The 9,920-nt window shown below is 41.3% G+C and carries 3 protein-coding genes; all 3 read left to right on the forward strand.

What is annotated here, in order from left to right:
- A complete protein-coding gene (locus tag HYW21_04280) occupies positions 1 to 6,972 on the forward strand; it encodes a metallophosphoesterase (protein MBI2548541.1) in 6,972 nt (2,323 codons plus the stop codon).
- Positions 6,923 to 7,381: a hypothetical protein gene (locus HYW21_04285; protein MBI2548542.1), complete on the forward strand. Its 459-nt coding sequence runs from the start codon at positions 6,923 to 6,925 to the stop codon at positions 7,379 to 7,381. Before HYW21_04280 ends, HYW21_04285 begins: the two co-directional genes overlap by 50 nt.
- A 13-nt stretch (positions 7,382 to 7,394) precedes the next feature.
- Positions 7,395 to 9,920 (forward strand): hypothetical protein (locus HYW21_04290; GenBank protein MBI2548543.1); only part of this gene is annotated, 2,526 nt, incomplete at its 3' end.

The raw sequence follows: 9,920 nt of genomic DNA on the forward strand, positions 1-9,920 counted from the left end.
ATGACACACAAAGACGTAAAATCTCAAAAAAAAGTGATACTGCAGAAAAACTGGCTGATCCATTTACTTCTTTTACTTATGATCATTCCAGCCATAACAGAGATTACGCTACTACCAAAGCAAGGAGCGTTTCATGAAAAACCCCTGTCTCAATCACTGATTGGAAAGGCTGCTGAACTGGTCAAGGACATGACGAAAGATCTTGCCAATATTGTTGAACCACAAGATGATAATAATGATAACGATAATGATCCGAATAACAATAACGCGAACAGTGCTACTCAGGACAATGATGCCACCAACATCCAGGAAGTAGAGGAAGAGCCACCTTCACTAAGCGCTGTAGGTGATGTTCCCCGTGGACCATATCTCCAGCGTCCAAAAGCAAATGAAATGATGGTAATCTGGCAATCGCTTGCAGACGAGCCAGGAGAAGTTCGCTATGGGCTTACACCCAGTTATGGAAATGTAGTTGCAAGTCAACGGACCTATCTGCCTGAACAAAATGTCTACCTTCATGAAGCAACCTTACCAAATCTCCAACAAGATAAAACCTATTACTACAAAGTTATGTTGAACGGAAATACCATTGTAGAAGCATCGTTTAGTTCTCAACGATCACCAGGAAGTAATTTTTCCTTTATTGTTTTTGGTGATTCGGGTGATGCGTTTGGTGACACTGAACATCCACAATATTTACTTGCAAAAGTTATGGAAGAGGATCGTGTGCAGAGAGGCTATGATTTCATGCTCCACACGGGAGATATCGTTTACGATTCTGGAAGGCAAGAAGATTACAACATGAATTACTTCGATCCCTATGCAAACATAAGCCTCTCTGTACCTATGTTCCCAAGCCTTGGTAATCACGATATTGTTACTGAAGATGGACAGCCCTACGTGGATAACTTTTACCTTCCGAATGAGCGACTCAGTGAGAGTGATCCTGCTTCAACTGAAAAATACTATGCCTTCGAATACGGAGATGCATTGCTCATTGCGCTCGACACCAATGAGGATTACCATCCTGGATCTCCCCAGTTTTTATTCTTGCTCAGCAATTTAAATCGTACTGACCAACAATGGAAGATTGTCTATTTTCACCATCCTGCGTATGCAAGTGATTCAGCGTACCATAGTACTGACCTCGACGTGCGAGAAACATTAACTCCTTTATTCTCCTTTTTTGGTGTTGATCTTGTTTTCAATGGCCATCAACACTTCTACGAGAGGATGGAACCCATTAATGGTGTGCAGTACATTGTTACGGGTGGTGGAGGAAGGTCACTATACACTCCGGGAGAACAAAATCCCTATTCAGAGGTACTTCTCGAGAAATACCACTATATCGGTGTCTCAGGTACCCCTAGAACCTTAAACCTCACCACCATCGGATTGTTGGGAGTACGGCTTGATAATCTAACAATAACCACACAAGATTCTGTTGTTGTTTTTGATGAGGGAATGCTTAGTGAACCACACAAGCACGAATTGTACCCCTTTTATCCTGTAGTGGTATACATTTCCTATCGTGATGCCTATGACCAGCAAATAAGCGATGGTCTCTGTACGATTGAAACTCCCTATGAAACTGTAAGCGCAACCTATAAGAGTCAGTTCTCTCTGGAAGGAATCTTCGGTTTTCCATTCAATGTTTCAGGGTACACCGGAACGATTACAACGCAAGAAAATGAATTATTGACATACACGGTAACGTGCGAAAAATCCGGCCATGATCCAGTTACTCTAGATCGGACATTAAACTTCAGTAGTCAATACCCGGGTATTAAAGAAGAACCCTACGGAGAAAAAACAGGCTTTTACCACATTGAGCAACTGGAAAACAGATTATGGTTTATTAATCCTATGGGACAACGGGTTTTCCTCTCAGGAATGAGCTCCATTGTTCCTGGATACTTTGATGAGAGCTACTATGAGCAGCAATATCCCACTATTAAATCACTGGTAAGCAGCTCGGTGAGTATGCTTAGCAGTATATCAATGAATATGATTGGTCATGCCTCTCCCCTTGGATGGTTCCAGGGATACTTTCCCATCACACCAAATCTCGAATTTTTGGGGAATTTTGAAGAAGATGCAGATGTCTGGTCCCCAAGCTGGGAAGCCAATGTTGTAAGCATAGCACAAAGTTATGGCATTAGCGAGGACATCAATCCTCTCATTGTGGGGTACTATATTAGCAACGAACCGTTCAATGGAATAGAAACCGGTTATTTCCATGCATGGATCCAGAATACCATGGATAATAACAATAGTCAGGGAAAACCAATGCCCTATGCGAAACAAGCATATGTTGATGGCATGATTGCCCAGTATCAGGAGCTTTATCCTGGGGAAGAGCTTGCAAAACTGAATACCTTCTATAATCTCAGCGAACGTGAAAATGCCATACCAGGAATTTGTAGTGGGCTTCTCTCATTCAGCAACTTTCAGGAATTGTTTGGGCTACCATGGGATTGTTTGTACGAAGACTTGTATCGTACTGTGAATGGGACCGTATTAAAATATCCCTCAACCTTCGGGAAGACCGGTGGCCCAGAACGATTGGCAGATCTTCACCACTTTAATCGGTTGCTCGTCAGAAAGGTAATGACTACCGTAGATGAAGCAATGGAAAATTACACTGCAAACAACCATATGAACCTCGGCTATAAATCTGCTATTGATATCGATCCAGAAGCAATGGAAGAACAGATGAAATTTGCTGACGTCTTCTCCATTGACTATTATCAACGTATGGATTACGAATATTACGATGGTTTTCCGTTTAGTTTTAGAGACCACATGGAAAAATGGTACGCGCTGGCTAAAAAACCAGTCCTCATTGCTGAATTCTCTTATCTCCATAAAGACTGGGAAAAGTGCAGTAGTGAAGGGTATCCGATTGCAGAGAATCAAAGCAGACGAGGAGAATTTTACCAGCGTTACATGAATGAATCTATCAAATATCCGTTTGTTCTTGGTGCTGTATGGTACAGCTACATTGATAGTCATTTCTCTCTTGAAAATAGGGAGCTCAATTGTGATCCTGATGATTGTTACATGAATTTTGGTTTGCTTGCTGGTGATAATTACTCCAGCTATAACCAGTCAGACAGCACCTGCCCTGACGGTCCGTATGATGTTACTAATCTTCCCAATACCACAGGAGTTTGGGAAGAATTGTACAATGCAATCAAAGATTATAATCCAACGCTGCAAGATCGCGCAGCATTGACAACAATGTGTATGGATGGTGACAATGACGGCTATGAATCGGGGATTTGTGGTGGTCTTGATTGTGATGACTTTGATAACGATACACATCCGGGTGCAACAGAGGACTGTAATGATGGCATTGACAATGACTGTAACCAAGCTGTAGACGGAAACGATTCTGTATGCAAACCAGAGGAAACTAACTGGGAATTAAGAGGAAGGAACTATACGTTCTCTATGGCACAAGACAGAGGAATCCTGTCGATAAATGTCTCAGAGCGCTCATCAAGTAAGCAAATAGCTGTTATACTCCTGCTGAACACAGAAGAAGACCTTTCTCTGATTAATAGTTATGAGAACATTTCAACAGTACAATTGAACTTCTCTTCTTCATCTTGGGTAGTGTGGTGGGACACACAACTGTTGTCTACTGATCTCGTCCAAACACGCATGAATATTTCACGAAAAGGAACATATGAAACCGTACCTGAAGGAATGACAACAGCGGTTATCTACACGTCTTCTATGCCTTTCAAAACACTCGCGTCATTTAAAGGCCCTCATGGAATTTTTCCATCAGAAGCCGTACAAATGACATCAATCTATCCAAAAAAAGAAACATACCTTCCTGGTGTGGGAATGTTTAATGAAAGTCATGGCATTATCATAGCACCAACAGGACAGGAACTCTTAACAGGCAAAAGGTACTATAAAACACATGTCTATAATGGAACCGATGAAGCATCAGTACGTGCAAGGATCATTCCCCAAGATTTCAATACCTCTGCTGATGACTCGGGCTTGGTGAGCGTCACTCAAGATACCACAATCATAACCTACATCATCGAGCCATTCTATTTGCCCGCAATTCAGGAACCTAATCCGTTATTGGTTGATGCAAAAAACGAGTATATGATTACGCAATGGTATACTGCGGTGTTATCGACAACTCCACGTACTGTACAGGTTTCAGTGGCAGATGAAGAGGGTAACTTTGCTTCATTGCTCGATGCAACAGAAGTGCTCACAGAGGAAGAACTCAATGATCTCATCGTTAACCACGTCACTGGTGTTGAACTCAGCTTTTCTGATATAAACTCCTCCTATGATTCCTGTGGCCATTATATTGGGATAGGTTGCGCATTCCTCGGCGGACTAGGTCCTTCTCCAGAAAAACTTTCGCATGCCCAAGCATTAAAAGCCGCTGGTCTCAAGGTTGTCGCTTACAATAGTGTTTTTGAACAACCCTATGGAAGTTTTATGTATAATTACCTCGATGCAAGGAATTGCATTGCTAAAGATAAGGATGGCAACCCATTTAATGCGCCAGCAACTTCATCAAATGGACTTCTTAATACAAGAAATGCAAGCTGTCGAAAGTTTGTGGTTGACAAACTCGTTAATGATATCCAAGCGTATGGAGATAGTATTGATGGATACCGATTTGATGTCACCTGGCCGAGTGTGGTTACCGGACAATTAGGGAATGGAGAAATCTATAATGTATCATACGAAGGTGGCATCGCGCAGATGTGGAATGAACTCATCCCTGCATTACGTGCAGCAAAGCCTGATATTATTTTAGGATGGAATTTTGAGCCTCGCCTGATGGTCCCGAATGAAGTAGATGTGTATGGTATAGGAGACGGCGGATTTGGCTACGTCGATCCACAAGAATTTTTGAGACCAAATGACCGCCAGAGAATAGTGCATGGACAGCAATTAACTGATGCGCTCTTGATTAATGGATTTGGAACGTCAAAATGTGAAAACTTTGCAAATGCAGGAGCCCTTAATCTTTTTGCATTACGGTTCAATGTCTCATCTGTATCTGTGCCGTTTGCAGATCCTTTTTGTTCATTTGATCCTGGTCCCTTGTATCATGCAGTCTACGCAATGAGTCAAGATGGTGGATACACAACCATGGATGAAAAAGTGTTCCATGTTATTCCACAAGCAAATCCATATCTTCCAGCCTATGGAATCCAGGAATTAGTTATACTTGCCAAAATGAAAACTGCACAAAACAATGAATGGCTGCTTATCAGCTCAATGAATGCATCATCCAACATCACCTATGAAAATGTCAATGGGACTCGGTTATTTTTAGTACATAATCAAAAAAATGTACCGTATCAATTGCAGCACACGATTTCACCTACAGGAATGACAAGCATACAAACATCCATTGAAAAGGATTCATTTATTGTTGCAGAGCAATCTTCTCTTCATATAATTCCTTCACAAACAATAGTTACTAACATCACGCAATGGAATGACTCGAAAAAAGAACTCTGGATACAAAGTGTGACCTATCCTGTAGAAGTAAAGCTTAACCTTAGTGGCCTGCGTGTCTCTGCTAACTACACTATAGTGCTCTCTGATGCATCTCATACTAGTATTTTTGATGCACGCGTTATTATGACCAATGGAACTGGATATCTAACTATACCTGAAACCATCAACGAAGAAAGTTATCTGATTATTCAAGAAGGAAATACAAATATTACTAGAAACTGCCAGTTGCTCCGTGCCTTCTGGAGCCAGTTTACTGCTGCTGCAGGAGAAATGGTGAATATATCCGTTGCTACCCGTGGCTGTACAGGCTACACGCTTACCTTTGAAATTGTAGAGGATGATCTCATTGGCGAAGATCCTGTTAATACTAATCCTTTGCCGATGAGCATCACTCAAGAGAATGTATCCACCTCATGGATCACAGAATGGCAGTACGATGGCTTATTTGATCCAGACCCAGAATACTACATCGTGGCAACCATCATGGAGAACGATTCATTGAGAATTACCTCACCACAGACGAAAGAAGAAGAACTAACAGTAACCTCAACAGATAGTGAAGACCCTCTAGCAATTACTGAGATAAATGTGAAAGAGATGACCTTTGCCCAAGTAATGATTAATTGGAGTACCAATAAACCTGCGAACGGCTCCATTCGCTATGGTAATGAATCAGGAATATATACCTGGGAACAGACAAACAGTACGCTGGATATGAATCAAACACTGGTACTCAACAATTTGGCCAAAAATACAATTTACTATTACGTAATTACCGCAGCAACAAACACAGAACAAGTAAACTCCAGTGAAGGTAATTTCACCACAAGTACAGAAACCGTTTACACCAATGGAGATGACTATGAGCAGCTCAATGTTACGGTTAGTATTGATGGGTCAAATGTTACTTTCCGCATGCCCGTAATCTATGCAACATCACCTGCAATTGAGAATGTTGTCATACACAAGCCACTAGGATGGGAAAACGGATTTGCATGGTCAGTTCATGAGGGACAAGAAAGTAACGAACGCTTCGGCAGGAAGGATGTTGTTGATCTTGGAGAAAATCTCAGTTGGACTGCGAATCTCTCACAAACCAACGTTTGGTTATACTTCAGTGTCCCTGCACCAACATTACGTATAGATGGGGTTTCCAACAATGGAACACACTACACTAAAAACTTTACGGTACTTGGAGCAAATAGCATCGTGAACATAAGTGGCAATGTAAGTCTCAACACAAGCTTTCCTTACTATGTTCTGAAGTGGTGGAACCTAACCAACTGGGAAGAAGCAAATATGCGCTATAGCTTTCAGGTTGCTGTTGAACAGAACATGAGTTTTTTGAGTAATATTGAGATTGATAATACCCATAGAGCAACAGGACAATCGTTCTCTATAACGAGTGATACTGCATGTAATAGAATGCAGTTGCTCTTGTGTTCCTACACCTGATTGTACCGGCGATAATAATCAAGAAAAACCATGCGATGATGGTGGAGATAACGGGAATGGTGGAGGAGGCGGTGGAGGGGGAGGAGGTGGAAGCCTTGGAAGTGATTCAGATGAAAATGATACTTCCAATAATGAAAATAACAGGAGCAACAACAATGAAGGATTAGACAACGTAGAAGAAAGAAATGACTCACAGGCAGCTCAAGAATTGATTATAACCCTTGATCAATCAAACCAAGTACAACCAATCTTTGTTAATGGAACTGATGTTACCGAAGACATCGAAATAGACGAACTCAAAAAAGAAAAACAGTTGAGCTGGATGTTTATCATTATTTTAAGCATTATCCTTACCATTATTATCTTAATGGGAATCAATGAGGCATGGGTCACGTTGAAAAATAAGTAGAATCTGTTTTATCATGAAAAGAGATCACAACAACAAAAAAGGCGAAAAAACTCAGGTTGAGCAGAAAAAAAAAGGTATGACGCCTACCTACTGGATGCAATATGTAATAGCTGCGCTCATACTTGTTGTAGCTCTAGAACTGATGATCACTGAAACTCCGAATAATCGTCGTGAAGGTTTATCTACGGATTCACCAGAAAAGCAAGAAAGAATAGAAAGGACTAACTTCTTTGCAAAAGCAGTACACATACTTACATCAGTTGTTGAGGAAGCCTTTCCCTTAAAAGAAAAAAGTTTTGGAACTGATGATGAAGGAACAGATGATCCAAACGCTCCGGCAGGAGACAGTTTACCAGAACTTCGATATCCTATGCTTCGAGCAAATATTTTTTCGAATCTTGATAACAACTCAGGTTGCTATCTTGCACTCAGCGCATATGAGGGGATTACCACCGGAGGTGTCGTCTCCAGTAAGATTAATGGAGGTTATGATTATGGAAGATTATGGGGCTTTGGATCTCATGCAGGCCAAGTGTACGATGTTGGCAACAATGGGATTAGTAAGCAAGAAATCTGGAAAGAGGCTAAAGTATTGAATCCAAATTTGAAAATATTTTCCCACAAGTCATTAAAAGAAGAAGAGACTGCAAATTTTGGTTTTAGTGCTAACAACCCTCTTCGTTGGTTCGCAGACTCTTTAAGTCCACGATGGTTTGCATACACGCCATTAACACAGCTACAGGAAGCAGTCAGCAGTGATGGTTCAGTAAACCAATTCAAGTTTCCAATAACTGACATTAACCCCACAGTGCTAGCTGACTTAGGGGCTTATACGAATGGTCCAGCAGAGTATTGGAATGAAGGCAATAAATACGACTGGATTTATTTTAGTTTTTTTGATAATGATTTAGGTGGCGGTAGAGGTACGGTAGAGATCATGGCTGTTAAAGAGATTACGTTTACTGCTGATTACGGTATCATTACCGTTTCCTATAAGGAAGGAACTACAGACAGAACTGTCTACGGAGAGCCTCAATCGTATGCAGTTGGAGATAGAGCCGGATTTATCTCGAGTTCTTCACCCGGTTTTGGTTCTTTAGTCTTTAAGATGAACCTCTACTGCAGAAAGGATTTAGAAGCTACTACGAATTGCAATCAATTACGCGTGGATAGTTTTTCTGGAACGACGGTTAACTGGCCAGAGGCAGCATCAGACTATGTTAGTTATTTCTTAGTCCCTGCTGCATTTGAGGGAGTGTATCTCAATGACGGTGTCATCTATGATGCAGATGGTGAATTACAACGCGATTATGGCTTTCGATTTTCTGGCTCCAGCCCCTCTGAGTATAGGCTAGACCAAGATTTAGACGGCAATGTTGATGCTTTCGCTGATGTAGAATTTCAACTCTATCCCATCTATGAAGAATATTCGGGCTTAATTAAACAGAAAGCCAGTGATCAAGGAAGGCCAGAGTTTGCAGTTATGGTTAATGGCTACCTCGTCCCTGGGCCAGATCCCAGTAATCCCTTGCCTCATCTGACCACTAATGGAAGAAATTACGAAGATTTTAATGGTAACTTTCAGGGTACCTATCTCGAGTCATTAGAGCAGTATCGGCAGACCCATTACAATCCCAATTTTCTAGCACAACCCGTCTATTCGTTTATTTCAGAAAGAGATCGAGACTATTACGAGGGTGGTCAATACTACCAGGGACACATCAACAGCAATAATTGGGAGGATCATAGAAATATCATGGCAATGACGTTAGTTTTCGGTGATGGCTATTATGGCCACACCTGGAGTCACGCGACAGGTATTCCTACTTGTGTTCTCGATTTAGAAAGTAAAGGAAATGAAGATGTCGGCCCAAGAGATGATTGGTTTGACGAGTTTAGTGTTGATCCTTATGGATTCAGTGCAAAGCATCCCCTGTACAGCGGTGAGATCCTCTGCTATAATCACAGTCAAAGTGGGATTATCTGTGGTGCTAACCGTGCCCAATATTTGAAATGGCTAGGAAAGGAAACTAAAACAATCTATAATCTTTCGAGTCAGGGATATAGTGACGTCTATCGAAGAGATTTTGAAAAGGGGATTGCTCTTATAAGCCTGGACAATGAAAATAGAACGATCAACATAGAACCAGGTTATGCACGAATTATTGGCATAGATCAAGATAATAAAGGAAACCTCTACAATGATGGGTATCCAGTAACAACCCTAAATCTCTCTCCCCAAGGAGGTATTATCCTCAGAAAAGTGCGTAATGATACCACAACTATTTCTCTCATGCAGCCAATGAACAATTCCTTCCATAGAGCAGATGGGGGCGTGAGCATCTCCTGCAATGCACAGAGCTACTACGGAACAAAAAATATCTCGCTGTACACTAACATCACAGGAACGTGGGAGATCTACACCACACAGAATAGTGATGAGCTAAGCCTCACCCTCACTGGACTACTTCCAGGAAGATATATCTGGAATTGTTTAAGCGCTGAAACCTATGATACTTTATTTTGGGGAAATGAAAAT

Source organism: Candidatus Woesearchaeota archaeon (assembly GCA_016187565.1).
In the GTDB taxonomy this organism is placed as follows: Archaea; Nanobdellota; Nanobdellia; order Woesearchaeales; family JACPJR01; genus JACPJR01.